25 protein-coding genes and 5 tRNA genes are annotated in these 23,571 nt (G+C 71.5%); 12 read left to right on the top strand and 18 right to left on the bottom strand.

From position 1 onward, the window contains the following. Positions 1-122 precede the first annotated feature (122 nt). The 4 genes from DEJ01_RS06775 to DEJ01_RS06760 all read right to left on the bottom strand — a co-directional run bounded on the left by DEJ01_RS06775 (position 123) and on the right by DEJ01_RS06760 (position 6,024). Positions 123-3,491 (bottom strand): ATP-binding protein, encoded by a 3,369-nt coding sequence (locus DEJ01_RS06775; protein WP_111092567.1) that lies wholly within the window; start codon positions 3,489-3,491, stop codon positions 123-125. Beyond that, positions 3,488-4,276: a DUF4194 domain-containing protein gene (locus DEJ01_RS06770; RefSeq protein ID WP_111092566.1), complete on the bottom strand. Its 789-nt coding sequence runs from the start codon at positions 4,274-4,276 to the stop codon at positions 3,488-3,490. Before DEJ01_RS06770 ends, DEJ01_RS06775 begins: the two co-directional genes overlap by 4 nt. Then, a complete protein-coding gene (locus DEJ01_RS06765) occupies positions 4,273-5,838 on the bottom strand; it encodes a DUF3375 family protein (RefSeq protein WP_111092565.1) in 1,566 nt (521 codons plus the stop codon). Before DEJ01_RS06765 ends, DEJ01_RS06770 begins: the two co-directional genes overlap by 4 nt. A gap of 113 nt (positions 5,839-5,951) precedes the next feature. Next, positions 5,952-6,024: transfer RNA gene (locus tag DEJ01_RS06760), tRNA-Val, on the bottom strand. 215 nt (positions 6,025-6,239) lie between these two features. Between DEJ01_RS06760 and DEJ01_RS06755 the strand changes: the two genes are divergently transcribed. The 3 genes from DEJ01_RS06755 (at position 6,240) to DEJ01_RS06745 (ending at position 6,589) form a co-directional block, all read left to right on the top strand. Continuing rightward, a tRNA-Gly gene (locus tag DEJ01_RS06755) sits at positions 6,240-6,311 on the top strand. An 82-nt stretch (positions 6,312-6,393) separates the two neighbouring features. Then, positions 6,394-6,467: transfer RNA gene (locus tag DEJ01_RS06750), tRNA-Cys, on the top strand. Positions 6,468-6,514: 47 nt separating this feature from the next. Beyond that, positions 6,515-6,589, top strand: a tRNA-Val gene (locus DEJ01_RS06745). A gap of 124 nt (positions 6,590-6,713) precedes the next feature. Here DEJ01_RS06745 and DEJ01_RS06740 read toward each other — a convergent pair. Beyond that, entirely contained in the window at positions 6,714-7,175 is a 462-nt protein-coding gene (locus DEJ01_RS06740) for a hypothetical protein (RefSeq protein WP_111092564.1), read from the bottom strand. Between the two features lie 223 nt (positions 7,176-7,398). Here DEJ01_RS06740 and DEJ01_RS06735 point away from each other — a divergent pair, with 223 nt between their 5' ends. Next, positions 7,399-8,583 (top strand): MFS transporter, encoded by a 1,185-nt coding sequence (locus tag DEJ01_RS06735; RefSeq protein ID WP_258375657.1) that lies wholly within the window; start codon positions 7,399-7,401, stop codon positions 8,581-8,583. Positions 8,584-8,607: 24 nt separating this feature from the next. Here the strand turns inward: DEJ01_RS06735 and DEJ01_RS06730 are convergent, their stop codons facing one another. Next, positions 8,608-9,003, bottom strand: coding sequence for a hypothetical protein (locus DEJ01_RS06730; protein WP_111088041.1), 396 nt, complete (start codon positions 9,001-9,003; stop codon positions 8,608-8,610). 224 nt (positions 9,004-9,227) lie between these two features. On the opposite strand from DEJ01_RS06730, the gene DEJ01_RS18085 reads away from it, so the two are divergent. The 3 genes from DEJ01_RS18085 to DEJ01_RS06720 all read left to right on the top strand — a co-directional run bounded on the left by DEJ01_RS18085 (position 9,228) and on the right by DEJ01_RS06720 (position 11,244). Next, a complete protein-coding gene (locus tag DEJ01_RS18085) occupies positions 9,228-9,374 on the top strand; it encodes a hypothetical protein (protein ID WP_181436845.1) in 147 nt (48 codons plus the stop codon). A 76-nt stretch (positions 9,375-9,450) separates the two neighbouring features. Next, a complete protein-coding gene (locus tag DEJ01_RS06725; RefSeq protein ID WP_111092562.1) occupies positions 9,451-9,945 on the top strand; it encodes a hypothetical protein in 495 nt (164 codons plus the stop codon). A gap of 246 nt (positions 9,946-10,191) precedes the next feature. Continuing rightward, positions 10,192-11,244, top strand: a complete 1,053-nt coding sequence (locus DEJ01_RS06720; protein WP_111092561.1) for a BLUF domain-containing protein — start codon at positions 10,192-10,194, stop codon at positions 11,242-11,244. A gap of 3 nt (positions 11,245-11,247) precedes the next feature. Here the strand turns inward: DEJ01_RS06720 and DEJ01_RS06715 are convergent, their stop codons facing one another. The 7 genes from DEJ01_RS06715 to DEJ01_RS06685 form a co-directional block, all read right to left on the bottom strand. Continuing rightward, positions 11,248-11,727 (bottom strand): N-acetyltransferase, encoded by a 480-nt coding sequence (locus DEJ01_RS06715; RefSeq protein ID WP_258375656.1) that lies wholly within the window; start codon positions 11,725-11,727, stop codon positions 11,248-11,250. A 30-nt stretch (positions 11,728-11,757) separates the two neighbouring features. After that, positions 11,758-12,060 (bottom strand): DUF4190 domain-containing protein, encoded by a 303-nt coding sequence (locus DEJ01_RS06710; RefSeq protein WP_111092560.1) that lies wholly within the window; start codon positions 12,058-12,060, stop codon positions 11,758-11,760. 35 nt (positions 12,061-12,095) lie between these two features. Further along, entirely contained in the window at positions 12,096-12,734 is a 639-nt protein-coding gene (locus DEJ01_RS06705; RefSeq protein ID WP_111092559.1) for a DUF1345 domain-containing protein, read from the bottom strand. Positions 12,735-12,785: 51 nt separating this feature from the next. Then, the gene (locus DEJ01_RS06700; protein WP_111092558.1) at positions 12,786-13,961 is read right to left on the bottom strand and encodes a zinc-dependent alcohol dehydrogenase; all 1,176 of its coding nucleotides are present in this window, start codon (positions 13,959-13,961) and stop codon (positions 12,786-12,788) included. Continuing rightward, complete coding sequence (locus DEJ01_RS06695) at positions 13,958-14,410, bottom strand: hypothetical protein (protein ID WP_146247570.1); 453 nt, start codon at positions 14,408-14,410, stop codon at positions 13,958-13,960. Before DEJ01_RS06695 ends, DEJ01_RS06700 begins: the two co-directional genes overlap by 4 nt. A gap of 303 nt (positions 14,411-14,713) precedes the next feature. Then, entirely contained in the window at positions 14,714-16,369 is a 1,656-nt protein-coding gene (locus DEJ01_RS06690) for a catalase (protein ID WP_111092556.1), read from the bottom strand. A gap of 159 nt (positions 16,370-16,528) precedes the next feature. Further along, positions 16,529-17,281, bottom strand: a complete 753-nt coding sequence (locus DEJ01_RS06685) for an HpcH/HpaI aldolase/citrate lyase family protein (RefSeq protein ID WP_181438375.1) — start codon at positions 17,279-17,281, stop codon at positions 16,529-16,531. Between the two features lie 273 nt (positions 17,282-17,554). On the opposite strand from DEJ01_RS06685, the gene DEJ01_RS06680 reads away from it, so the two are divergent. Both DEJ01_RS06680 and DEJ01_RS06675 read left to right on the top strand, forming a co-directional pair. Then, on the top strand, positions 17,555-18,148 hold the full coding sequence (locus tag DEJ01_RS06680; protein ID WP_111092554.1) for an HdeD family acid-resistance protein: 594 nt from the start codon (positions 17,555-17,557) through the stop codon (positions 18,146-18,148). Between the two features lie 74 nt (positions 18,149-18,222). Continuing rightward, positions 18,223-18,438: a hypothetical protein gene (locus tag DEJ01_RS06675; RefSeq protein ID WP_181435763.1), complete on the top strand. Its 216-nt coding sequence runs from the start codon at positions 18,223-18,225 to the stop codon at positions 18,436-18,438. Between the two features lie 15 nt (positions 18,439-18,453). Here DEJ01_RS06675 and DEJ01_RS06670 read toward each other — a convergent pair whose 3' ends face one another. Beyond that, complete coding sequence (locus DEJ01_RS06670) at positions 18,454-19,335, bottom strand: alpha/beta fold hydrolase (protein WP_111092553.1); 882 nt, start codon at positions 19,333-19,335, stop codon at positions 18,454-18,456. 56 nt (positions 19,336-19,391) lie between these two features. Between DEJ01_RS06670 and DEJ01_RS06665 the strand changes: the two genes are divergently transcribed. Beyond that, positions 19,392-19,805, top strand: a complete 414-nt coding sequence (locus tag DEJ01_RS06665; protein ID WP_111092552.1) for a MerR family transcriptional regulator — start codon at positions 19,392-19,394, stop codon at positions 19,803-19,805. After that, positions 19,802-21,181 (top strand): hypothetical protein, encoded by a 1,380-nt coding sequence (locus DEJ01_RS06660; RefSeq protein ID WP_111092551.1) that lies wholly within the window; start codon positions 19,802-19,804, stop codon positions 21,179-21,181. The genes DEJ01_RS06665 and DEJ01_RS06660 overlap by 4 nt, the downstream gene beginning before the upstream one ends. 20 nt (positions 21,182-21,201) lie before the next feature. Here the strand turns inward: DEJ01_RS06660 and DEJ01_RS06655 are convergent, their stop codons facing one another. Then, entirely contained in the window at positions 21,202-21,408 is a 207-nt protein-coding gene (locus tag DEJ01_RS06655; protein WP_027465565.1) for a hypothetical protein, read from the bottom strand. A gap of 133 nt (positions 21,409-21,541) precedes the next feature. Between DEJ01_RS06655 and DEJ01_RS06650 the strand changes: the two genes are divergently transcribed. Then, positions 21,542-21,613, top strand: a tRNA-Gly gene (locus DEJ01_RS06650). A gap of 284 nt (positions 21,614-21,897) precedes the next feature. Here DEJ01_RS06650 and DEJ01_RS06645 read toward each other — a convergent pair. Genes DEJ01_RS06645 through DEJ01_RS06635 form a run of 3 tightly spaced genes read right to left on the bottom strand, consistent with a single transcriptional unit; the run spans position 21,898 to position 23,548 of the window. Next, positions 21,898-22,167 (bottom strand): DUF6510 family protein, encoded by a 270-nt coding sequence (locus tag DEJ01_RS06645; RefSeq protein ID WP_111092550.1) that lies wholly within the window; start codon positions 22,165-22,167, stop codon positions 21,898-21,900. After that, a complete protein-coding gene (locus DEJ01_RS06640) occupies positions 22,167-22,958 on the bottom strand; it encodes a ferredoxin reductase (protein WP_111092549.1) in 792 nt (263 codons plus the stop codon). Before DEJ01_RS06640 ends, DEJ01_RS06645 begins: the two co-directional genes overlap by 1 nt. After that, on the bottom strand, positions 22,955-23,548 hold the full coding sequence (locus tag DEJ01_RS06635; RefSeq protein WP_111092548.1) for a molybdopterin-dependent oxidoreductase: 594 nt from the start codon (positions 23,546-23,548) through the stop codon (positions 22,955-22,957). Before DEJ01_RS06635 ends, DEJ01_RS06640 begins: the two co-directional genes overlap by 4 nt. Between the last annotated feature and the right edge of the window lie 23 nt (positions 23,549-23,571).

Genomic DNA, 23,571 nt, shown 5'->3' with positions numbered 1-23,571 from the left:
AGTGGTCACGAACCGTCGGCTGCGGCGCCGCCATCCGACAGTTCGTGACCCCTCGGCGAACCTGAGCGGGGTGTCCTGACCAGCCGACCGCCCCGCGACCGCGCCCGCCACCCCGGCCCGCGTCAGACGGCGGCCGGCTCCACCCGGGCGATCTCGGTGATGGACGAGTGGCCCGTCTCGGGGTGCTTGCGCATCGACAGGAGCCGCTCCATCGACGGTTCGAGCGCCGTGACCTTGTCGAGCGGCGCACTCACGACGAGCTGGAACCCGAGCCGGAGCCACGCGGTGACCGCACGGCCGGCGAACTCCGAGTCCGCCTTGATGAACGCCTCGTCGAGGAACACCGGCGCGAACCGGGGCCGTGGGCGGGTCTCGTCACCGAGCTGGTAGCGCAGCGCGGCGCCGACGATGAACGCCACGAGCTCCTGCGTCTCACCACCGGACTTGTCGCCGAGCGACGAGTACACGCCGAGGTCGTTGCCGTCGGTGTCGTACCGGACGGCCGTGATCTCCATGTGCCGTCGGACGTCGAGCACCGCGTCGCGCTGGGTGGTGCGGCCCCGGGCGGCGTCCGGGTCGGGCCGGATGACCGCCATGAAGCGCCGGAGCCGTCTGAACCGGGTCTCGAGCACGTCGTCGGTCAGCTCGGTGTCGACCGAGGCGGACAGGGCGCGGAGCTCGCGGCGGAACGCGGTGACGTCCTCGCGGGTGACCCGGCGGATCTGGATCTTCAGGCGGTCCCGGTTCGCACCGAACGGCAGCTCCCGCAGGATCTCGTTGACCGGTTCGAGGCGCTCCTCGATCTCGACGACGGCGCGGTCGAAGGCGCCGGCGAGCGGGACGAGGTCCTCGCCGCTCCACTGCGACAGGCGTCGACGCCACTCGCTCCGACGCGCGTGCAGGCCGGTCGCCACGATCTGGTCGAGGATCGCGTGGTAGTCCGGGTACGACGCGACGCCGGTGCCGAGGTTCGGGTCGGGCCAGGCGTCCTGGTACCGCTGGAACGTCAGCGTCAACGAGGTCGAGGCCGCCGCGGCACCGTCGAGCGCCTGCGTGAGCCGCTCCTCGAGCCGACGCTTCAGCCGTCGAGTGGCGTCGTCGAACCCGTCGACGCCGTCCGGGGCGCCGATCTCCTCGAAGGTCTCCTCGAGCAGGCGGGACTGCTGGTCGTCCGGCAGCGAACCGGGCGAGGACTCGAAGCGCTCGAGGATCTCGGCGGCGGCGTCCTGGCCGTCGACGAGCACCGCGTGGCGCTCCTCGAGCCGCTGGACGGACAGCCGTGCGGCGGAGCGACGGTCGGCCGCCTCGTCGAGGGACTTCCGGAGCCGGGCGACCGAGGCCCGCAGCGTCCGCAGGCCGTCGTCGGCGGCGAGCAGCGCCTGCCGTTCCTCGTCGAGCCGGGCGAGGGACGTCCCGAGCCCGTCGACGTCGATCGCGGCCCACGTGACGTCGACCACGTGCTGGTGCGCGGCGCGGAGCACGTCGAGCGCGGTGAGGTCCTGCGCGACGTCGGTGCGGCGGGCCTCGAGCGTGGCGAGGTCCTGCGCGATCGAGGCGAGCTCCTGCTCGACCGCGGCGACGCGGGCCTCGTTCGTGAAGCCGATGACGTTCGACTGGCGGCGGTCACCGTGCGCGCCACGACGGCCGTCACGCAGCTGCCCGGACTCGGTGACCCGGCGGCCACCTCCGCCGAGGTCCGACGCCGAGGCGACACAGCGGGCGTCGGTGCGGTCGGACTCGATCCGCTCGCGCACCCAGGTGCTGAACGGCGACGGCTTGATGGCGAGCTTGCCGGAGACCATCGCCGGGTCGCCGTCGAGGTCCAGGTGCGGGCCGGTCGGCACACCCTCGAACTGCACGCGGACGGGCAGGCGCAGTGCGTCGATCGCCTCGCTGAAGTCGCCGAGGCGGTCCTGGTCGACGAGCAGCGTGCGGGCGACGGGGGCCAGGACGGACTCGATGGCCGTGCGCCAGCGCTCCTCGCCGGGCAGCACGTCGAGCAGTTCCGCCACGAAGGGCAGTTCGGCCGGGTCGATGCCGGCGGCGCGGGCCATCGCGAGCCGGGCCTCGTGCATCGGCAGCGGCATGGCGCCCTGCCGGTGCTCGAGCGACTGGCGCTCCTGCCGCAGGGACCGCTCGCGGTCGAGGAGCGGGTACTCCTCGCGGGTCAGGGCGTCGCGGCGTTCGTCGAGGGCGGTGCGCGCGTCGGCGTACGAACCGAGGAACTCGTGCGAGGCACGCTGCGCGGCGGTGAAGTCGGCCTCGGTCGCGACCGACGTGCCGAGCACCGCCGTGCGCTCGTCGAACGTTGCGCGGGTGCGCACCACGGCGTCGCGCTCACGGGTGAGCCGTTCGATGCGGTCCTCGAGCTGGGCGAGCGCGTTGCCGCCCTGGTCGCGGAGCCGGGCCTCGGCGTCGCGCAGCTCGATCTCGACGGCGGCGTGCCGGGCCTCCGCCGCGGCGACCTCGGCGCGCGATGCCGTGCGCTCCCGGGCGTTGCGCGCGACCTCGGCGTCGAGCAGGTCGCGCTTCCGCGAGGCCGTCCAGTGCGCGAACGGCGACACCTCGGCGCCGGTCGCGATGCCGTCCAGAGCCGCTGCGGCTTCGGTCGCGCGCGAGATCTCGTCGTGCAGGTCGGTGATGGGGGAGAGGATGCGGACCTTGCGCTCCTCGGTGTCCATCGCCTCGTACGCCTCGTCGAGGGCGGAGAAGTGCGCGAGGGCCCGGTCCGCCGCCTCGTACGTGCCCGGCGTCTCGAGCACGAGCGACTTGTACAACGCGTCGACGGTCGGCAGGTGCTGGCCGGCCTGGATCCGGGCGAGCAGGCGCATCGCCCGGTTGCCGCCGCCGGAGTCACCGATGCCCAGCCGGGTCTGCAGCGTGTACGCGAGCTCCTGGTAGGTGTCGCGGATGACGAGCCCCGGCACGCGGCCGGTCAGCTCGAGGTGGTGGAACCGCGACGGCACGAACTCCTCGAGCCGGCGCAGGTCGAAGGTGTCGTCCACCGTCGCCATGGTCATCTGGATGTCACCGACCCCGCGGGCACGCTTCGGCACGATGTACGCCCGCAGCACCGTGAAGCGCCGCTCGTCGTCGTTCCGGAACGTGACCGCCGCCGCGCCCCAGGTGGTCTGGTCGTCGCCGCGCAGGTTCACGTCGCGCAGGCTGCCGGTCTCCGGGTCGCGCCGGGTGTCGACCTTGCCGCGCAGGTACGTGAGCAGGTTGCGCTGGTCGGCGCTGCGGGCGCGGCCGGTGGTGGCGTCGTTCGAGGCGCCGTTGAACGGCACGTCGGACGGCATCATCACGGCCAGGTAGGCGTCCATCAGCGTGGACTTGCCGGTGCCCGAGGCGCCGGAGATGAGCGTCGCCGTGCCGGAGAGCTCGACCTGCCGGTGGCCGTGGAACCCACCCCAGTTGACGACCTGCATCGACTCGGCGCGCCACTGGGCGACCGTGTCGAAGAGCGCCGGGATCTCGAACGTGTCGGTCACGCTTCCGTCTCGCCTTCGTCGTCGGTGTCGGTCTCGGCTTCGCCGTCAGTCGGGAGGCCCGGGTCGTCCCCGTCCGTCGGCTCGCCGCCCGGGGTGGTCGCGTCAGCCTGCGCGGTGGTGGTCCGCAGCCAGGTGTCCAGTTCGAGCAGGCGCTCCAGGGGGAGCAGCACCTCGACGACGCTCGCCACGCGGAAGCGGTCCGGGTCGGAGGTGCGGATCAGGATGCGTGCGGTCACGAGGCGCTCGATCGCCTTCGCCACCCGGCCCTCGTCGCGGGTGCGGTCGGTCGCGGTCGCCGGACGGAAGCCCGCCACGTGCCCGAGGATCTCGGAGCGGTCCACGACGACCTGGTCCGGGCCCGGTCGGGCGTCGGCGCGCAGGCGCATCCGCAGGTAGACGAGGACGATCGTCTCCTCGCGGGTGTACGGCAGGTCGCGGAGCAGGGTCGGGAACGTGCGGCGCTGGCTCTCCGACCGGGCCTGGCGCTTCCAGGCGACCTCGCGGTCACGGTCGACGTGCAGCTCGAGGAACAGGTCGTTCAGGCGGGACCGCAGCTGGTACTCGGCGTCGAGCACCGCGCGCCACTCGTCGGGGTGCGTGCGGGAGCTGACGTACGAGTGCCGCAGCAGTGCCACCAGGGCGCGTCGCTGGTGCTCGTCGAGCCGGCCCTCGTCGCCCTCGAAGAGGGCGAAGCTGGACTCGTCACGCTCGTCGTCCTGCATCACGGATGCGGGGTCGTCGTAGGGGACCGTGTCGTCGACCGGTGCCGGCGTCGTGTCGCTCACCGTGCCTCCTGTGCGTTCTCGTCGTGTGCGTCGCCGACCGGAGTGCGCTCGTCGTCGAGCGCAGCGGTGGGCATGTGGAAGGTGATCGCGGTGCCGTCGGGGCGGACCGTGCGGTGCTCGGCGACGTGCGCGGCGGACTCGAAGTCGTCGCGCCCCGTCAGCAGGTGCGCGAGGCCGAAGAGCTCGACCGGTCGGCGCTGCTCGGGCGGCAGCCCGTGGAACGCGTCGACGCTGGAGTCGGCCTCGGCGAAGCGGAGTGCCGCGCGCAGCTCGGTCAGGAGCGGCCCGCCGTGCATGCGGAGCATCTCGACGTCGAGGTCCTCGAAGACGTCGTCGTCGGGTTCCTCGATGGGCGGCGGCACGGACTCGGCGTCCGGGTCGTAGAAGCGCTCGCGCAGCGTGCCGACCTCGGCGGCCGCCGGTAGGAGCGGCAGCGGGATCCGGTCGCGTGCGCCGCCCTGGTCCATCAGGGTGGCGAGGCCGCGGTTGATCGAGCGGAGCACCGCGTCGAGCTCGCGGTCGCGCACCACGTCGTGGGCGACGATCTGGTCGCGGAGCGTGGCGGTGAGCTGACGGCGCTGGGCGAGGACGTCCTCGATGCCCTGGCGCAGGATCGTCACGGTGTTGCGGAAGGCCCGACGCTCGCCGGCTCCGAGGCCCTGCGCGAACGGGTGCGCCAGGATCGTCGCGATGTCGTCGCGGAGCCGCAGGAGCAGGGCGTCGTCGCGGAGGAGCTCGAAGGCGCCCTCGAAGGCACGGCCCTCGGGCGTCGCTTCCATCAGGTTGTCCGTGCGCGCCAGGTAGTCGTCGAGGATCTCGCCGATGGGGCGAACCTCTTGCCGGAAGTCCTCGACGATCGAGCGGTGCATCGTCGCGACCGCTTCTTCCACGCGCTTGAAGTCACTCGGCAGCTGCCGGATCAGGTCGGAGATGTTCGTGTACCCGTCGCGCATCCGGTCGTCGTCGACGGCCACGACGTCGTCGCCGTGCTCCAGGCGCTCCCGCTCCGCCTGCAGCTCGGCGATCTGGGCGTCGATCCGGCGGATCTGCACGTCGGGGTCGGGTTCGGCCCGGGCGGCCCACCGGTGCACGGCGTCGACGATCATCGCCAGGCGGCTCTCACTGATCAGGGCGCGGTCGGCCGACAGCGCGTCGACGAGGCTCAGCGCCTCGAGCGCGTGGCTCGTCAGGGAGTACTGCTCGTCGCCGTCAGGGGAGTTGGATCGGACGAGCCACTGGGCGCCGACCCACTCGCGGCACAGCGCGCGGCCGTTCGGGCGGGCCTCCTGCTCGCCCTCGGTCGGCTTGCTGTCGGTCTGCGCGCTGGCTGCCTGCACCGCCTGGTCGCTGGCGGGCACGCGGGCACCCGCCGCCTGCAGGCGCGCGACGTGCTCCTCGACCTGCAGGTGCATGCGGTCGGCGGGGACGTACTGCACGTCGCGGTCGAAGACCGTGCGGAACACGGCGAGGACCGTGGCGCTGGTCGGCCGGGACATGAGCCGCAGGGTCGGACGGTCGAGGACCGCTCGGACCCGGGCGAACTCGAGGTCGACGTCGGTCATGCGCCCCTTCGTCCGATCGTGCTGGTGGTCTGGCCCGCGTGCTGCGGCCTGATGAGATGACAAGAGCCCGACGCTGCTGCGTCGGGCTCTTGTCGGTGGTGTGTGTTGCTGTGTGGGCGATACCAGACTCGAACTGATGACCTCTTCGGTGTGAACGAAGCGCGCTACCAACTGCGCCAATCGCCCCCTGCACTGTTCGTGCGGATCGATACTAGCGGAAGTCCGGCGGTGCATCGAACACGTCGCGCGGCCCGGGTGTGGCGCGCTGCCCGCAGGGGGTGTCGAACCGCCCCGATCCGCATGAACTCGGGGGACACGCCCGGTGAACGGGGAGGATTTTGGTGGAAGTGCCCCGGTGCGTATAGAGTTTACGTCGTCGCCGCGACAGCGGAACGACAAGTGCGGATGTGGCGCAGTGGTAGCGCATCACCTTGCCAAGGTGAGGGTCGCGAGTTCGAATCTCGTCATCCGCTCGAGTGTGGGTCTTCTCGAAGGCCCGCGACTCACCAGAGGGTATCCCACCGTTCGGGTACTCACGGAGACGTGAACCTCGATGGTGGGGTGGCCGAGAGGCTAGGCAGCGGCCTGCAAAGCCGTCCACGCGGGTTCGAATCCCGTCCCCACCTCCAGATCCACCCTCCAAGACCTTGATGGACTCCGGTCCACGCAGGGACTTGGGCGATTGGCGCAGCGGTAGCGCGCTTCCCTGACACGGAAGAGGTCACTGGTTCGATCCCAGTATCGCCCACCACCACGAAGCCCCCGGCAGGACCACCAGGTCCGGCCGGGGGCTTTCTTCGTTCCGGTCTGCTGGTCGGCAGCGCTCGTTCCGTGTTCGGGTCCTCCTGCACACAGGCGGTTCGTCTGCTTTCGGCTCAGCCACCACCCGTGAGCTGGTCACCGCTCACGTCACCCCGCCGCGCGTACCCTGCGGCGGAGGAGTCCCGCCGGGCTCGGACCCGGTCGGGGTCCTCGGCCCAGTAGGCGATGGCGTCGTCGCCGACGGCGAAGAACTGCGGGCGCAGCTGCTGGATCGCCCAGACCGTGCCGGGGCTGTCCTCGTCGACCGGAGGGATGACGGCCTTCAGGTCACGCCTCGATCGAACGAGATCCCGGGGAGCGCCGTCGTGCACGTAGACAGCGGCGAGGGCGATGCACTTCGACAGCATCATCGAAGCGCCCGACCCCGACGTCGGACCGAACAAGCTGAGGAAGTCGGCGACGTCGCAGACGCGGACGAACTCCTCGTCGGTGCAGGTCTCCACCCAGTCGGCGACCGCCGGTTCGTGGAACTGCAGCAGGTCGCGGACCGTCAGGTTCCTCGTGGTGGAGAGCACGGTTGCAAGCGTATGCGGCACGGTTCCGGTGCGCCGTGCAGGCCGGTCACCCGCGACCGTGCGGGGGTGAGCTGCACCGCCACCCTCGGCTCGCCCGGGTCGCAGGCAGCAGCGTCCATGACCTCGGACGCTAGCCGCTGCCACGAGCCAGCACACGGGGCCATCGGAGGGTCGGACACGCCCGACGTTGGCGGTGCGGCCCGTGGTCAGCCAGGGTGGGCACGTGACCGCCCTGTCGACGACCACGCCCCCTCGGCTCGCTCCGCTGTACGCCGCGGGGTTCGTGACCGCCTTCGGGGCGAACGGCATCGCCGCGGCGGTCGGCGGCGAGCACCTCGAACTGGGTCTGACGCTCGCGTGGCTGGGGCTCTTCCTGGCGCTCTACGACGTCGCCGAACTCGTCCTCAAGCCGGTCTTCGGCGCACTGTCCGACCGCATCGGCCCGCGACCGGTGATCGTCGGCGGACTCGTCGTCTTCGCGGCAGCTTCACTCATCGGCGTCTTCGGGACCGGGCCGTTCTGGCTCGGGCTCGCCCGTCTGCTGCAGGGTGCCGGCGCCTCCGCGTTCTCGCCCGCATCGTCCGCCGCAGTTGCCCGCCTCGTGCCGGCGCACCGCCGCGGGACGTACTTCGGTCGGTACGGCTCGTGGAAGGGTCTCGGCTACGCCGGGGGACCGGTCATCGGTGCACTCGTGGTGCAGTTCGGCAGCACGCAGTGGCTCTTCGGGATCCTCGTCGTGATGGCCATCGTGACGGCGGTGGCGGTGCTCGTCGCCGTCGAGCCGATCGTGCCCCTGCCCCGGCAGCGCGCCACGCTCGCCGTGATGGTCCGAGCTGCCACGGACCGCCAGTTCCTCATCCCGGTCGTCGTCCTGGCCGTCGGCAGCGCTGCGATCGGCGCGCTGACCGGGATGCTCCCGGCGCTCGGCACCGAGGTCGGCATCCCGCTCCTGGTGTCGACGCTCGCGGTCGCCGTCCTCGCCGTGACGTCGTCGCTCGTGCAGCCCGTCGCCGGGCGGCTGCACGACGCCGGGCGTCTCGGCACCGGGGTCGCGGGGGTGGCCGGGACGGCCGCGGTGGCCGCTGCGTTCCTGGTGGTCGCCGTCGCACCCTCGGCGGTGGCCGTCTTCATCGCGGCCCTGCTCGCCGGGGCCGGTGTCGCCACGCTGACACCCGTCGCGTTCGCGCACCTCGCCGGGACGACTCCGCCGGATCGGCTCGGTCGCACCATGGGTTCAGCGGAGCTCGGGCGTGAGACCGGGGACGCCGTCGGACCACTCGTCGTCGGTGGTGTCGGCAGTGCGATCGGGCTGCCGTTCGGGTTCGCGGCCTTCGCGGTGGTGGCGCTCGTCGGGACGCTCGTGGCATCGCGGTTACCGTCGAAGACGGCCGCCGCACGGGACGCGTAGGGCACAGACGAACCCCATCGGGCGCTACGCGTACGGGTCAGCGGACACCGTCCCGTAGGCATTCGTCCGACGTCGACGATCGCGGCGCGCAGCGACCCAGCGAGCCACCGCGAGCGCGAGCAGCGCGGCGGACACCCCGGCGAGCAGCCACAACCACCCGTCGTCGTCCTCGATGAGCAGCCGCAGGGCCAGCACTCCGAGCGGTGCTGCCACCAGGATCCGTCGGAGCTCGCGCCACGACGGCTTCCACAGCGTGGTGAGGCCCTTCTTCCACCGACCGACCACGACGTACGCGATCACACATCCTGGGATGCAGAGGGCGAGCCAGTTCGCGACCGCCCGCACCCCGTCGTCGTAGAACGGATGCGCCACTTCGCGGAGGACGCCGCCAGCAGCAGCCGCAACGAGCAGCCCCCACATCCGCGCCTCCCAGCGGCGAGGGTGCCACCAGGGTGTGCGCCACAACGGCACTCGCTCACGGACCACCGGCATCGCGACTCCTCCCCGGTCGGGCGTCCAGCCTATGCGCGACGTCGATCGACGACGGGACCGAGAGTCCGCCGTCCCTGGCGGGAATCCGGCCCTCCGCGTACGGTGTGACGGGACGAGGCCGACACCGCAGGTCGGTCCGACGAGGGGGCACCATGAAGATCTTGAGCATCGTGGCACGGGGACTCGGAGCGTTGCTCACGACGGTCGCCAAGACGATGGGCGGGATGCTGGGCGCGAAGCCGTACATCGATTCCCACGCGGCGGAGCTCTTGCCGCGTCGCGAGGACTACCGCCCCTAGGCAACGAGACCGTCGTTCCGCCCCGTGACCGTAGGATCGTCGAGCCGCATCCAGCGGAACGACGGGGGAGCACCTGATGGAACAGCACACCGAACAGCGCACGCGACCGCGGGTCGTCACGATCGCCGTGGCGCTCTGGTGGGCGTCCGTCATCATCAGCCTCGTGGCCGCCGCGCCCGGCATGGTCGTGTCCATGCGCGAAGCCGGCGGCGCGATCATCGGGGCGTCGCTCGGGCTCGTCATCGTCCTCGCCTGGTCGGCACTGTTCGTGTGGCTGGCAACGCGGATGGGACGAGGCTCCGGGAACGCGCGTCTCTGGCTCGCGATCATCGCCGGGCTGAGTGCCTGCAGCACAGTGTTCGCCATCGCCACCGACGGCGTGGACTGGAGCTTCATCGACGCCGTCTGCGTCGTCGTCGCCGCGGTGCTCAGCTACCTGCCCAGCGCCCGTCCGTTCTTCCCGCGGGACGAACGACGCCCGCGATCAGCGGAACCCCGCACCATCGGGTGGGACCCGACGACGGGCGAGCGCATCTTCGAGACGCCCCCGTCGGGCGACCGCGCGAACTGAAGTGAACCCCCAGGAACAGCCGGAGAACGCCCGTTCCCCATTGTGGGGGTACCGCCGGACTCGGCCAGATGGTTCCATTCAGAGGTCGGCATCCTCCGGGTGCCGAACAGCCACGGACCGTCTTGCGTCGCAGTGAAGGTGGTCGCCGCTGGTTACGGTGACCACGAGGTGCCGTCGAGTCGATTCGGGTTCGACACGGCGGCGCCTCCCACACACCGGGGGACCGTCCGACCAGGAAGCAGCACCATGCGATCGCTCGTCTACACCAGCACCCAGACCCGTCCGATCACGGATTCCGAACTCGCCCAGATCCTGGCGGTCGGTCGCGAGAAGAACACCCGGCTCGGCGTCACCGGCATGCTCGCGCACCGCGACGACAACTGCATCGGGATCATCGAGGGCGAGGACGACGTCGTCCGGGAACGCTTCGACCAGGTCCGGGCCGACCCGCGACACACGAACGTCCGGGTGCTGCTCGACGAGCCGATCGCCCAGCGCTCGTTCCCGGACTGGTCGATGGCGTTCCAGTCCCTCGACCCGCTGATGCACGACGTGCCGGGGTTCAGCGACCTGTTCAGCCCGGGTCGCCCGACTGATCCTGCGTTCGGGGCCTCCCGGGCTCGCGCACTCCTGGACTGGTTCCGGAAGCACCCGCTGGCACCACTGACGAACCAGAACGCCGCCGACGAGGAAGTCCCGCGCACCCGGGCGATCAACGGTGCGATCGCGGTCATCCACGACGGGGGACTGTCACGCTTCTCGCTCGAGGGCGTCGCGTCCCGGTCGGGGATGCGGCAGGCCGAGATCCTCGAGCTCTTCCCCTCCGAGCACGCACTGCTGGCCGCCGCGGTGATGCGGTGGACCCGCGCGGTGTCGGCACCGCTGCTGCCGCTCGCCGGTGAGAAGGGCACGGTGGCGTTCCTGCACGCGCTGCTCTCCGCCCACGCCGAGGACCCGTCCCTCATGCGCCTGATCGCCGCGACGCTGGCCATCTCGACCGACCCGTCGACGGACGGCGCCGACTACTACCGGTCCGCGTACCTGCAGTTCCGCGAGACCGTCCGCACCGCGCTCCAGGAGGACGTCCGCACCGGCCGCGAACCGGCGACGATGGACCCGATCCGCGGGGCACAGCAGCTGCTCGCCCTCTACGACGGCATCCGCCTGCAGGCGCTGCTGACGCCGGACACCGACGTCGTCGACGCGTTCGACCGTGCCGCCGCCCGGATGCGCCGCGGCTGGTCCGAGCAGTACGAGGAGACCACCGTGTGGGACATCTCCGCGCCGGCGGGGGACTGACGTTCAGCGCACCAGACGCACGGTCCGGGGGATGGGTCCGAACGCCGACTCGGCACCGTCGGGCGTGAAGCCGTTCCGCCGGTAGAAGGCGTGCGCCCGCGGGTTGTCCGCGGCCACCCACAGCGACGCCGGACGATCGGCGAGCACGGTGTCGAGGAGTGCCTGGCCGGCTCCGGTTCCGTGCGCACGTGCCAGGACGTAGAGCGTCGTCAGCTCCTCGGGGGTCGTCTGCGCCGCGGCGAAGCCCACGACGCCGGTGCTGTCGAGGGTGACCTGGACGGCTTCTCGGACGTCGGGACTCTCGAGCGTCGACCGCCACATGTCGACCCGGCGACCCGCGTCGAACCACGGGCTCGTGTCCGGGTCGTCGACGAACCGGCCGTACGTCTCTCGCCACGACACCGTGTGCACGTGGGCGATCGCATCCGCATCGGCGGGCGCCGCCGGCCGGATCAGCGTCGAGACGTCGTCATCGTTCCCCACTCGGTCAGGGTAGCGACCGGCGTCCGATGCTCAGAGCTGGAGGTCCAGGTCGAAGAACCCCGCACCGCCGAGGAACAGCGGCACGATGACCCCGAACATCGTCAGCGTCGCCCCGATCAGGATCGCTGCGAACGCGATGCCGTCGCCCCGCTCACCGGTCAGCCGCACGTCGCGCCGCGCGATGAACCCGACGACGAGACCGCCGATCGGTGCCACGAACGCGAGGGCGATCGCCACCACCGCGAGCAGGCTGAGGGGCGGTACCGGCACGGCTGCCGACGCGGGGGATCCGGCGGCGCTCGGCGCGGACTGGTCAGGAGCGAGGTCGGTCACGTCGGCCAGCCTAGGGTCGACGAGGATCCCTCTGCTCACCCCTGACCGAGATTCGTCACCAGGTTGATGGCGACCGCGATCAGCACCGTCCCCAAGAAGTACGACAGCAGCGCGTGCGGCAACGCCTTCCGCCGGGTCTCACTGTCATCCGGCTCGATCTCTGGTGCCGCGTACGACATGCCGATCGTGAAGGCGAAGTAGGCGAAGTCGCTGTAGGTCGGCCGCCCGTCCTGCTTGACGTCGAACCCGCCGCCCCGGTGGTCGAGGAAGAACATCCGGGCGTACTTCAAGGCGTAGACCGTGTTGACCAACGCCCATGCCACCATCGTGCCGAGCACACCCAGCATGACCGCCGCGACCGAGGCCGGATCTCGCGCCTGGCTGGCTTCGCTCAGCGCCAGGACGACGGCGGCGAGACTCGCGAAACAGGCCACGATGAGCGCGTTGTCACTGACCCGTGTCTCGGACTCCTCGCGTGCGAGACGCTCGGTGCCGTCGGCGTCCTGGCGCCAGCACTTGTGCCAGACCTGGACCAGCGCGATCAGGCCGGCCGTGCACCAGGCCGCGAGCGGCCCGAGGGACGGAGCCCCGGTGAAGGTCAACGCGACCCCGACCAGGACCCCGATCCCCACGATGAGGAGCGCCCGGCGCGTGGAGAGTATCCGATCGTTCATCGTCGTGCCTTCACGATCGTTCCTTCCCCCTGTCCGCTGCGTGGTCGGTCGTCACACGCCAGGGGTGAAGACGGCGCGGACGCAGCCGTCGTCCTTGTTCTTGAACATCTCGTACCCGCGCGGCCCTTGCGACAGTGGCATCACGTGCGTGGCGAGGTGCTCGGTGCTGATCTCTCCCGCGGCGATGCGGTCGAGGATCATCGGGATGTAGCGGTGCCCGTGCTGCTGGGCGCCGCGGACCGTCATGCCCTTGTTCATGATCGCGCCGAACGGGAACTTGTCGACGAGCCCACCGAAGACCCCGAGCGAGAACAGGCTGCCGCCCTTCCGGCAGGCGTAGATCGCCTCGCGCAGGGCGGTCGGCCGGTCGGTCTGCAACCGCAGCTGCTGCTTGGCCTGGTCGTACAGGTACAGCGGTCCGGTGCCGTGCGCTTCCATGCCGACGGCCTCGATGCACACGTCGGGACCCCGACCGCCGGTGCGTTCCTTGAGTTCCGGGAGCACGGCGTCGCTCGTGTAGTCGAGCGTCTCAGCACCGATGTGCTCGCGCACCTGTCGCAGCCGTTCGGGCAGACGGTCGATCACGATCACCTGCTCGGCGCCGAGGAGCATCGCTGCACGAGCGGCCATCTGGCCCACACCACCGGCGCCCCACACTGCGACGGTGTCACCCGGTGTGATCCCGGCCAGGTCGGCTCCGGTCCACCCGGTGGGTGCGGCATCGGAGGCGAACAGGGCGGCCGTGTCGGACACGCCGTCGGGGACCGTGAACGCCCCCTGATCGGCGTAGGGCACGCGGACGTACTCGGCGTGGCTGCCTGCGAACCCGCCGAGCGCGTGGCTGTAGGCGAAGCAGCCGCCGATCGACGACCCCCACATCGCCTCGGTCAAGCCCGGGTTCGGGTTGCCGTTGTCGCAGAGTGAGAACTGTCCGTGGGTGCAGTACCAGCACTGCCCGCAGGCGATGAACGAGCAGACGACGACCCGGTCGCCCACCTTGTGCTTCGTGACGGCGGATCCCGTCTCGACGACTTCTCCCATGAACTCGTGTCCCAGGACGTCACCGGATCGCATGGTCGGGATGTACCCGCCGAGCAGGTGCAGGTCCGAGCCGCAGGTGGTGCTCAGATGCACCTTCAGGATCACGTCGTGATCATTGAGGATCTTCGGGTCCTCCACCGTCTCCACCGCGGTCTCGTTGACCCCGGTCCAACAGAGCGCCTTCACAGCACACCCTCCTCGTTGCTCCGTTTCGTCGCCACGTCCACCAACGCGCCGGTGGGTGTGGCCTTCCGTCGGCCGTGGGGGACCGGATCCACCCGGAGCACCTCGCCGACCTCGATGAGTTGCTTTGCCTCACGAAGAGCGGCCCGCAGCCGACCCCGTGAATCCGGGCCGCCGCCTCGGAACCGGGCACGGAGCTCGGTGCCACGATCGCCGGGCGCGGGACGGGCCTCCACCTCGACGTCCTGCCCGAACACCGTGAGCGGCGCGGGGATCCGCCCGCCTGGCAGCACCGCGTCCTGCCCGCGGTTCACCGTGACCGCGTGCCAGCCGGAACGCGGTTCGGCCAGCACCTTCCGTACGGGCCCGGGTGCGCCGCGTCGGCGGCGCGAGACGACGATGCCGACGGCAGCCGTGACCATCGCAGCGGCGGCGAGGTTCCGGGCCCTCATCGTGGTGTCCTGGCGAGGAGTCGGTGGGCAGCGGACGCGTTCGCGCCACACCGCCGGGGATTCGTGTGTTCCATCGCGGCCTCCTTGAGTCGCATCGGTGCGGATCAACGGGACGGGAGCGACGACCGCGCGATCGTGCCGGTCGGGGTCGCGGAGTCGCTCCTGTCGATCCACGGTGAGCGTGGCCTCCCTGGCGCCGTCCCGGGTTGTCCGTGATGCGCTGCGGCAGGTGACGGCAGTGAGACGGACGGGAGGCCCGGTGCCAGCTGGCACCGGGCCTCCCGTCCGTCCCGGGGTCGCGTCTCAGACGCGCACGGCGCGTTCGTCTGGAACGCAGTGCGTCATCATCAGGCCCTCGACGTCGCGGGAGCCGTTGTGGCCGAGGTTCGCCAGGCGGGCGAGCTCGTCGTCGCTGAGCGTCTGTAACTGCAGCGGGGGCAGGTCCTTGACCTCGTCGAGGGTGATGCCGAGCCCCTCGCCCACGCGACGACCCAGGTCGTCCTCGACCATGTAGAAGTGCCAGAGCATGCGCTCCTGCACCGGACGGGCCGCCTGCGAGATGAGGTCGACGAAGTTCGCGACGAGGTCGTCGCGCTCCCAGTCCTGCAGGAGCAGGTACCGCTGGCCGGCCTGGGTGTAGTCGTTCGTCCGGGGGATCCGCTTGCGGGTGAGACGCCCGACGATCTCCGGCCCCTGGTCGTCGTGGGTCGGGTACTCCGCCTCGCGCAGGCCGCCGGTGATCGACGGCTCGTAGTTGACGTGCGGGTTCTCGCCGCCGTGGTCCTGGTGGTACGCCATCTGTCCGTCGCGCTGGTTGGTCGCGACGGCGCCGTTCTTCGGGGCGTTCACCGGCAGCTGCAGGTAGTTCGGGCCGACGCGGTAGCGCTGCGTGTCCGAGTACGAGAACGTGCGGCCGACGAGCATCTTGTCGTCGGAGAAGTCCAGGCCGTCGACGAGCACGCCCGTGCCGAAGGACAGCTGCTCGTTCTCGGCGAAGTGGTTCGTGACGTTGCGGTCCAGGACCATCTTGCCGACGGGCTTCGGCGGGAACTCGTTCTCCGGCCACACCTTCGTGTCGTCGAGCGGGTCGAAGTCGAGCTCCGGGTGCTCGTGGTCGTCCATGAGCTGCACACGGAGCTCCCACTCGGGGTACTCACCACGCTCGATCGCCTCGTACAGGTCCTTCGACGCGTGCCCGAGGTCGCCGGCCTGCACGGCGGCGGCGTCGGCCTCGGTCATCGAGGACACGCCCACCGACGGGATCCAGTGGTACTTGACGAGCTTGGTGTCACCGTCCGCGTTCACCCACTTGTAGGTGTTCACGCCGAAGCCCTGCTGGGTGCGGTAGTTCGCGGGGATGCCGCGCGGGCTGAACAGGTTGACGAGCATGTGCATCGACTCGGGGGTCTGCGACATGAAGTCGAAGATGCGCGCCGGCTCCTGCCGGAAGGTCACGGGGTCGGGCTTGAGGGAGTGGATCACGTCGGGGAACTTGATGGCGTCGCGGATGAAGAAGACGCCGAGGTTGTTGCCGACGAGGTCCCAGTTGCCGTCCTCGGTGTAGAACTTCACGGCGAAGCCGCGCGGGTCGCGGGCAGCCTCGGAGGAGTCTCGGCCGCCGATCACGGTGGAGAACCGGATCGCCAGGTCGGTGCGCTTGCCCGGCTCCTGGAACAGCTTCGCGCGGGTGTACTGGGCGATGGGTTCGTCACCCCACGTGCCGGTGGCCTCGAAGTACCCGAACGCGACGGCACCGCGGGCGTGCACGACCCGCTCCGGGATCCGTTCGCGGTCGAAGTGGCTGATCTTCTCGAGGAACTGGTAGTTCTCGAGCGTCGCCGGGCCACGGGCCCCGACGGTGCGCTGGTTCTGGTTGTCGGAGACGGGGTGGCCCTGGCGGTTCGTCAGGATGCGGCGGTCGTCGCCCTCGGCGGGCGGTTGGCTGGAGACGTCGGTCATGTCTCGTCCTCTCTGCGGTCGCGGTCGGCTCGGGTTCCCGACCGAGTGTGGACCGGGGCGCGGGCACGCCCTCTCAGCGGCGTCGAGGGCGCGGACGAGGACCGGTCGCCGGTGCGGCCGCCGCTGACGACCCGTCAGTACTTCGCCGCTGACGGCCCGTCAGTACGAGGTGCGACCGGTGGCTGCTGCGCCGAGCACCGCGGCCGCACCGTGCGCGAGCAGGGTCCCGTCGGTGACGACGGCGACGCGGTCGAACCCGAGCGCGCGGAGCCGTTCGGCGCGGGCCAGGTCACCGGCGAAGGCGCCGGTGTGCTTGCCCGCGCGGCGGGCTGCGGCGACGATCGCGGGGAGGGGGTCCGTGGCGCTGTCGGCGTCGAGCAGCTCGCGCAGATCCACGCCGAGCCCGATCGACAGGTCGAAGGGGCCGACGAACACCGCCGAGACGCTCGGGACCGCCAGGATCTGCTCGGCCGCACGGAGGCCCTCGGGTGTCTCGAGCATCACCCACACCTCGGGGTCGGCAGCGGCGGCGGATGGTGCCGCGCCGCCCCAGAGACCCGCCATCGGCCCCCAGCTCCGTCGGCCCCGCGGTGGGTAGTGCGCGGCACGGACGGCGTGCTCGGCCTGCTCGACGGTCTCGATCATCGGGACGATCACGATGTCGGCGCCGAGGTCGAGCGCACGGCCGATCGCGGCGTCCGAGCCCTCGGCGACGCGAATGGCAACGGGGACCTGCGGTGCGACCGCGGCGAGCGCCGGCATCGTCGCCAGGAGTGTGGCGTCGTCGAAGGCGCCGTGCTGGGCGTCGAGACCGAGCCAGGCGAACCCGTTCTGGGCGATCTGGGCGGTGGTGCGGGGTTCGCCGAGCGCGCACCACACGCCGTCGGCGCGGCCGTCTCCGAGTGCTGGCACCGTGGTCCTCCGTCTGGTCAGCCGTCGCGGGCGTCGGCGTTCGGTCGTCCGGCGCGTCAGGCTACCGCCCACGGAGCGCTCGTCGCGCACGCGGCGTCGCCGGGGACATGGCCGCGCCGGGGGGATGGCCTCATGCGCACGCATGGGACATGGACAGGTGCTCACCTTCGGGTGTAGTCCTGTGCGCAGGACGCACCGCACGGGCGGTCACAGGTCGCCAGCACCCACCAGCACCACAGCACCAGTCGGGACCTGCAGGGAGGTCGGACGGACATGCGTGACGAACGTGACGTCGGCCAGCGGACGGGCTCGCTTCCGCAGGGCGGCGACGGGATCCGGGTGGCGTTCGGGATCGTCGGCGCGGTGGGCGTGCTCGCCGGACTGGCTGCGATCGTCCTGCCCCACGCGACGCTGTTCGCGGTGTCGTGGGTCTTCGGGATCTACCTGGTCGTGTCGGGAGCGGCGCTGGTCGTCCGGGGACTCCAGGTGCACCCTCGGGTCTGGTGGCGTCAGGTCGGGCTGGTGGCCCTCGGGGCACTGGTGGTCGCCGGCGGTGTCGTCGCGATCGTGTTCCCGCCGATCGGGGCGCGGTGGGTGGCGCTGCTGCTCGGGTTCGCCTGGATCCTCGAGGGCATCGCACTCATCTACGCACCGTGGGTGGGCCGCCGTGCGCTGACCGTGGTGCTCGCCGTGCTCAGTGTGCTGAGCGGCATCCTGGTGATGAACCTGCCGGGCCTCGGCGCGCTGGTGACGGTGGCCGCGGTGGGGAGCGTGCTCATCGTGTTCGGTGTCGTCCAGCTCGTCGTCGCGTTCAGCTGGCCGCATCCGGACGGGGAGCGGGCCGGCCTGCCGGTCCCCGGCCCCTGATGCTCGCCGTCCGCTGGGAGCAACAGGGACCGAAGTCGTGGGTGGCGCGCGACCACGGGACCAGCCTGGGGCTCGTGCTGCACGTGCGTGAGCGGTTCCTGGCGTTCGACCAGGACGACCGCCCGCTCGGGAGCGCGGCGTCCCTGGCGGCGGCCCAGCAGCTCGTCGCCGGTGCCGTCCGCGCGAGTGCCCCGGCCCGGCGGGACACCGTCGCGGTGGTGCTGTCGGTGCTCGCGGCGCTGACCGTCGGGGGAGCGGCCGTCGTGCTCGCCGCCCGCGCCCTGATCTGAACGGCGCCGTGCGGGTCACTCCGAGCCCACCGGACGGTGTACCCACTGCCGGAGTGCGGCCGTGACCGCGACGGGGTCCTCCCACGGCGCGAGGTGCCCGACGTCGTCGAGCACGACGACCTCGGGGTGCCCGGGCAGCGCCGTCTGCAGGTCGAAGGCCTGGTGCAGGGGGATCCAGGGGTCCTGCCGCCCCCACCCGATCCGGGTCCGGCACCGCACGGAGCCCAACAGCTCGGCGACCGCGCGGGTGTCGTCGGGGGTCAGCGCGGCGATCTGGAGTGAGAACGCGACCTGCCCCTCGGGGCCGGCCCACGGCCGCGCCAGGGCCTCGAGGTCCACCGGCGAGAAGCCCCGCGCCGAGGCACCGTCGATGTACTGCCGCACCAGGGCGGCGTGCAGGTCGCCGGGGAGTCGGTCGAAGACGTCACGGTGCTCCGCCACCAGCCGGAAGAACGGAGACCCCCAGGGGTCGAGCACGACGGCGTCCCAGAGGAACAGGCTCGCGTACTCGGCACCGTGCAGCAGGTGCGCCCGGAGCGCCACGGCGCCGCCCACGTCGTGTGCGACCAGGTGGGGTCGGTCGAGGCCCCACCGGTCGAGGAGCGCGCCGAGACGGATCGCCTGCGCTCGGAGCGTGGTGTCCACGGTCGGCCCGCGGTCCGCGTCGCCGTACCCGGGCATGTCCCAGAGGAACACCCGGTGGTCCTGCGCGAGCGCCGGGCCGACCTCGGCCCAGACCGCCGACGACCAGGGGGTGCCGTGGCACAGGACGACGTCTCCGCGTGCCGGTCCTGCCGGCTCGAGGACCCTCGTGGCGATGGTCGTGCGGTCCACGACGACCGGGACCGGAGCGGGGAGGTGGACGGGGACGGGGAGGGGCGCTCGGCGTGGCAGCATGGTCGCACGCTAGGACCTCAGGTCGACCTGAGGTCAAGAGGAACGAACGGGGCGCGGTGCGGATCGGTGCAGCAGCTCGGCGGATCGGCGTCGAGGTTCACGTGCTGCGGCACTGGCACGACACGGGAGGCGTCGTCCCCGATCGAGCGCCGTCGGGCCACCGGGAGTACTCCGAGGAACACGTCCGTCGCCTGCAGGTCGTCCGGGCCTGCCAGGGCGTCGGCATGAGCCTGGCGGAGATCCGGCTGGTGCTCCGACGCAGTGCACCCGACCGGTCCGGCGTGATCACCGAGCGTCTCCGTCAGATCCGGGCGCAGCGTGACCAGTTGGCCGACGCCGAGCGGTTCCTCGAGCACGTGATCGACTGCACCCACGACCTGCTGACGCGGTGCCCGTCGTGCTCCGCCTACGCCTCCTCGGGCACGCGGCTCCGGTCGGGGTCCTCCGCACCGGTACCGTTGCGTCCGTGAACGACGACCCCGATGCCGCCATCGCCCAGCACGTCCACGACGCCTGGGACGGTTCCCTGCGCCTGGTGCACATCACGATCTCGGACGAGGACGGTGACGCCTACCCCGGGCAGGACGTCGACCGGTGGGTGATCGACGTCCGCGTCCCGATCACCGACGACGAGACCGAGGCGGTCTCCGTCGCCGAGGTCACCGCCTTCACGAGCCGTGCACCGGAGTCGCTCGAGGCCCTGGTGCTCGGCTACCAGGTCTCCGACGTCGCGGGGTCCTTCGCGTCCGCCGTCGCCGCGCAGGACGCGACGGGGGAGACGTTCTTCTCGTTGCAGACCCACGCCGCCGAGATGCTCGGCAAGCCCGACCTGCTCGCCGTCGACCGGCTCACGGTCCGTCCCGCGTACCGGGGGCTGCCCGGACTGGTGCCGGCGATCGTCGACGCCGTCCGCCACGGACCGGCCGGTCGCACCGCATCGTGGGTGCTCACGGACCCGACGGTGTGGGACGTGCCGTTCGGCGAGGACGACCGGTCCGCCGGCGGGTTCGTGCAGTGGGCCGACACCGCGGTGCTCACCTCGATGAACGCCGCGCCGGACGACCTGGAACACCTGTCGCTCGTGCCGCCGGCCGGTGGCATCGTGATGGGGTCCCGGGCGGACGAGGTGCACCTCGGCGACGCGATCGACCACGCGATGACGCAACCCGCGATCGCGGTGCCGTTCGACCTGCCGCCGAAGCTCCCCGCCAGCATCTGGGCCGCCGCGCCCGAGGACGTCCACGGCGTGCACCCGGACGAGACCACCGGGTCGATCACGGTCGAGACGCACGACGAACAGCTCGAGGTCGTCGGTTCGCCCGGCACCGCACCGCAGCTCGTGGGGATCTCGGCCTCGGCCGACGCCGCGACCCAGGAGTGGCTCCGCACCGTGCACCAGCGTTGGTGGCAGTACGAGCCGGACCTGCACGCCCGCATCCACGACGTCGTCGACGAGTACCTGTCCACCGGACACATCGAGTCGGCGTCGGACGAGCTCGCTGGGCACCTGCACGCACCCGACCTGCCGCCGTACCGGACGGAGTGGCCGGGCACCGGCACCGTCCTGCTCGAGGAACTCGGCGAGGAAACCGAGCCGATCGTCTTCGACGCCGTGCTCGAGGACGGCACCCGGCACGAGCACATCGGCGTGGTCGTCGTGCACGAGTCCGGACACGTCCGCGCGTTCCTGCACGACGAGTGGGAGCCCGGGTTCCCGGCCGCGGAGGCTGCGGTCGCGCACCTCATCAGCCTGGGTGCCGGCGAGTTCTTCGCGGACGCCCTGCACGACGAGCTGTCAGCGGGTGTCGAGCACGCGATCCTGACGGGTGACGTCCGCGGTCACTGACCGGGCCGCCCTGGGTCGGCTCAGACCGGGCGGTAGATCGCGATCGGCGGGGTGTCGTCGTCGCCCGCGTCGTGGGCGTCGCCCGTCGCGAGCCAGGTGCGACCCTCGTGCTCGATCGTGGTCGGCAGGTCGCCGTGCACCAGGATCCGGATCGCGGGGGCGTCGCCGTCGACCAGGTCGACGCCGTGGGCCTCGGTCCCGCCGGGATTGTCGTGCACGTAGCTCATGGTCCGATCGAACTCCGTCGACCTGACGGACCGCCCGCGCCGCGCCGGACACGCCCGGAACCTTCACCGGAACCGCTGATGCCGCCCGTCATCGGGTAGAGTCATCTCCGCACGGCCAGGACGGCGTGTGAATGCGGATGTGGCGCAGTGGTAGCGCATCACCTTGCCAAGGTGAGGGTCGCGAGTTCGAATCTCGTCATCCGCTCAGAACAGGAAGACCGGAACCCCCGTCGCTCGGAAGAGCGGCGGGGGTTCCGTCGTTGCGGGGCGTCGCGGCACCGAAGGCGTGGGGGCCCAGCGGGCGCAGGCTTCGGGTTCCCGCGCCCACCGGGCGCGGAGGCGACCCTGCCCCCACTGGCACGCGCCGGGTGGGTGGCCCGGCGCAGTTCCGAGGATGTATCCGGAGCCGTCCCCCGTTCGGGTGGGAACCGGATCCACGGTTGCGGGAACCCGCAAAAAACCCGCACGACCTGCCGCGCAAGCCTTGTGCTACTCGATGCCGTCCGGTACAGAGGCCGACATCGTGCGGGCGCCGGGCAACCCCACCCACCGTCGGGCCCCGGACTCGACGACCGTGACGAGCACCGTGTCACACCCGCGGCAGCGCGCCACCGACCCCATCGCGGTGCGGTAGACGGTGGTCTGCCCGAGCACCCCGAGCGACCCGCACCCGGCGCAGCGCAGGGCGACCACGGTCGGCTCGGGCCCCAGACTGTCGGCCAACGTCCCCGCCAGCGCGTTGCCGTCCACGACGACCATCAGTTGCCCCCGAACCGTTCGGCGCGCACGTCGCTGGTGTCGTGTCCGAGCTCGGTGAGCCAGCGCAGCACCTGCTCGACGAACGGCGTCGACCCGCACACGTAGACCAGGGCGCCCGCGTCCGGCGGGAACACCGCGGCAGCGAGCGTGTCCCGCGTCAGCCGTCCGGCCGGCACGGTCGAGCCTGGAGGCGCGGTGCGGCTGTACACGTGGGTCACCTCGAGCGGTGCCCGGCTCGCGAGCGCCTGGTCGAGTTCCGCACGGAAGAACACGTCGTCCGGTGTGCGGACGGCCGCGAGGAGCCGGAAGGGCGCCGGGTCGTCCGCCTCGGCGTGCGCGGTCACCATCGCGACGAGCGGCACGATGCCGGAGCCGCCGGCGATGAGCTGCACCGGACGGGTGGACTCGCCCGGCCGCCAGACGAACCAGCCGCCCAGGGGTCCGTGGACCTCGAGCGCGTCGCCGACCTCGACGGCGTCGACGAGGAACGGCGAGACCTCGCCGCCGTCCACCCGGTCGACCGCGAGCACGACGTCGGTCGCGGGGCCGGCCGACGCGATCGAGTACGAGCGCTGTGCCTGGTAGCCGTCCTCGGCGGTCAGTCGCAGGTCCAGGTGCTGCCCGGGGTCGTTGCCCGGCCAGGTGGGGACGTCGAGGACGATGCGGCGCGCGTTCGTCGTCTCGCGGCCGACGGACGCGACGGTGGCGGCGTGCCAGGCCGGCCGCCTGCGGGTGGCGGGACGAGCGACGGGGGTGATCCGTGCCTCCAGGCCGGTGTCGGGGAGCGTCACCAGTACCGCTCTTCCTTCCACGGGTCGCCGTGCAGGTTGTAGCCCGCGTTCTCCCAGAAGCCGGGCTCGTCGTCGGACTGCATGACGATGCCGCGCACCCACTTGGCGCTCTTCCAGAAGTACAGGTGGGGGACCAGCAGGCGGGCGGGCCCACCGTGCTCGGGCGTCAGGGGCTCGCCGTCGGCCTCGAAGGCGATCCAGGACTTCCCGTCGAGCAGCTCGTCGAGCGGGACGTTGGTCGTGTAGCCGCCGTGGCTGTGCACCATGCAGTAGTCGAGTTCGGTCTCGACGTCCTCGAACAGGCGGTCGAGCGAGACACCCCGCCACGGCATGTCGAGCTTGGTCCAGTGCGTGACGCAGTGGATGTCGACGGTGACGTCCTCGACGCCGAGTGCGTGCACCTCGTCCCAGGTCCACTGGTGCAGGCCGGACTCGGTGCGGATCGAGAAGGCCCAGTCGGTCGGCTCGATGTCGGGCGTCGCCCCGGCGGACAAGACGGGCCAGTCGCGGACCAGGGTCTGACCGGGCGGGATGCGAGTGTCGTCGCGGTCGTCGCGGCGACCGCCGAACCCGCGGGTGAACGTGGCCATGGTCCTCCTCGGGGACGTCGGTG

Source organism: Curtobacterium sp. MCLR17_040 (assembly GCF_003234735.1).
GTDB lineage: Bacteria > Actinomycetota > Actinomycetes > Actinomycetales > Microbacteriaceae > Curtobacterium > Curtobacterium flaccumfaciens.
The sequence above is the reverse complement of the archived record's forward strand: the minus strand, read 5'-3'. Positions and strand labels throughout refer to the sequence as shown.

Bases quoted from the DNA above. Each gene is read 5' to 3' on its own strand.
- DEJ01_RS06655 (WP_027465565.1), bottom strand. From the start codon at position 21,408: ATGAGCTACGTGCACGACAATCCCGGCGGGACCGAGGCCCACGGCGTC.
- DEJ01_RS06720 (WP_111092561.1), top strand. From the start codon at position 10,192: ATGCGATCGCTCGTCTACACCAGCACCCAGACCCGTCCGATCACGGAT.
- DEJ01_RS06725 (WP_111092562.1), top strand. From the start codon at position 9,451: ATGGAACAGCACACCGAACAGCGCACGCGACCGCGGGTCGTCACGATC.
- DEJ01_RS06670 (WP_111092553.1), bottom strand. From the start codon at position 19,335: ATGCTGCCACGCCGAGCGCCCCTCCCCGTCCCCGTCCACCTCCCCGCT.
- DEJ01_RS06695 (WP_146247570.1), bottom strand. From the start codon at position 14,410: ATGAGGGCCCGGAACCTCGCCGCCGCTGCGATGGTCACGGCTGCCGTC.
- DEJ01_RS06645 (WP_111092550.1), bottom strand. From the start codon at position 22,167: ATGGTCGTCGTGGACGGCAACGCGCTGGCGGGGACGTTGGCCGACAGT.
- DEJ01_RS06705 (WP_111092559.1), bottom strand. From the start codon at position 12,734: ATGAACGATCGGATACTCTCCACGCGCCGGGCGCTCCTCATCGTGGGG.
- DEJ01_RS06730 (WP_111088041.1), bottom strand. From the start codon at position 9,003: ATGTGGGGGCTGCTCGTTGCGGCTGCTGCTGGCGGCGTCCTCCGCGAA.
- DEJ01_RS06635 (WP_111092548.1), bottom strand. From the start codon at position 23,548: ATGGCCACGTTCACCCGCGGGTTCGGCGGTCGCCGCGACGACCGCGAC.
- DEJ01_RS18085 (WP_181436845.1), top strand. From the start codon at position 9,228: ATGAAGATCTTGAGCATCGTGGCACGGGGACTCGGAGCGTTGCTCACG.
- DEJ01_RS06680 (WP_111092554.1), top strand. From the start codon at position 17,555: ATGCGTGACGAACGTGACGTCGGCCAGCGGACGGGCTCGCTTCCGCAG.
- DEJ01_RS06690 (WP_111092556.1), bottom strand. From the start codon at position 16,369: ATGACCGACGTCTCCAGCCAACCGCCCGCCGAGGGCGACGACCGCCGC.
- DEJ01_RS06765 (WP_111092565.1), bottom strand. From the start codon at position 5,838: ATGACCGACGTCGACCTCGAGTTCGCCCGGGTCCGAGCGGTCCTCGAC.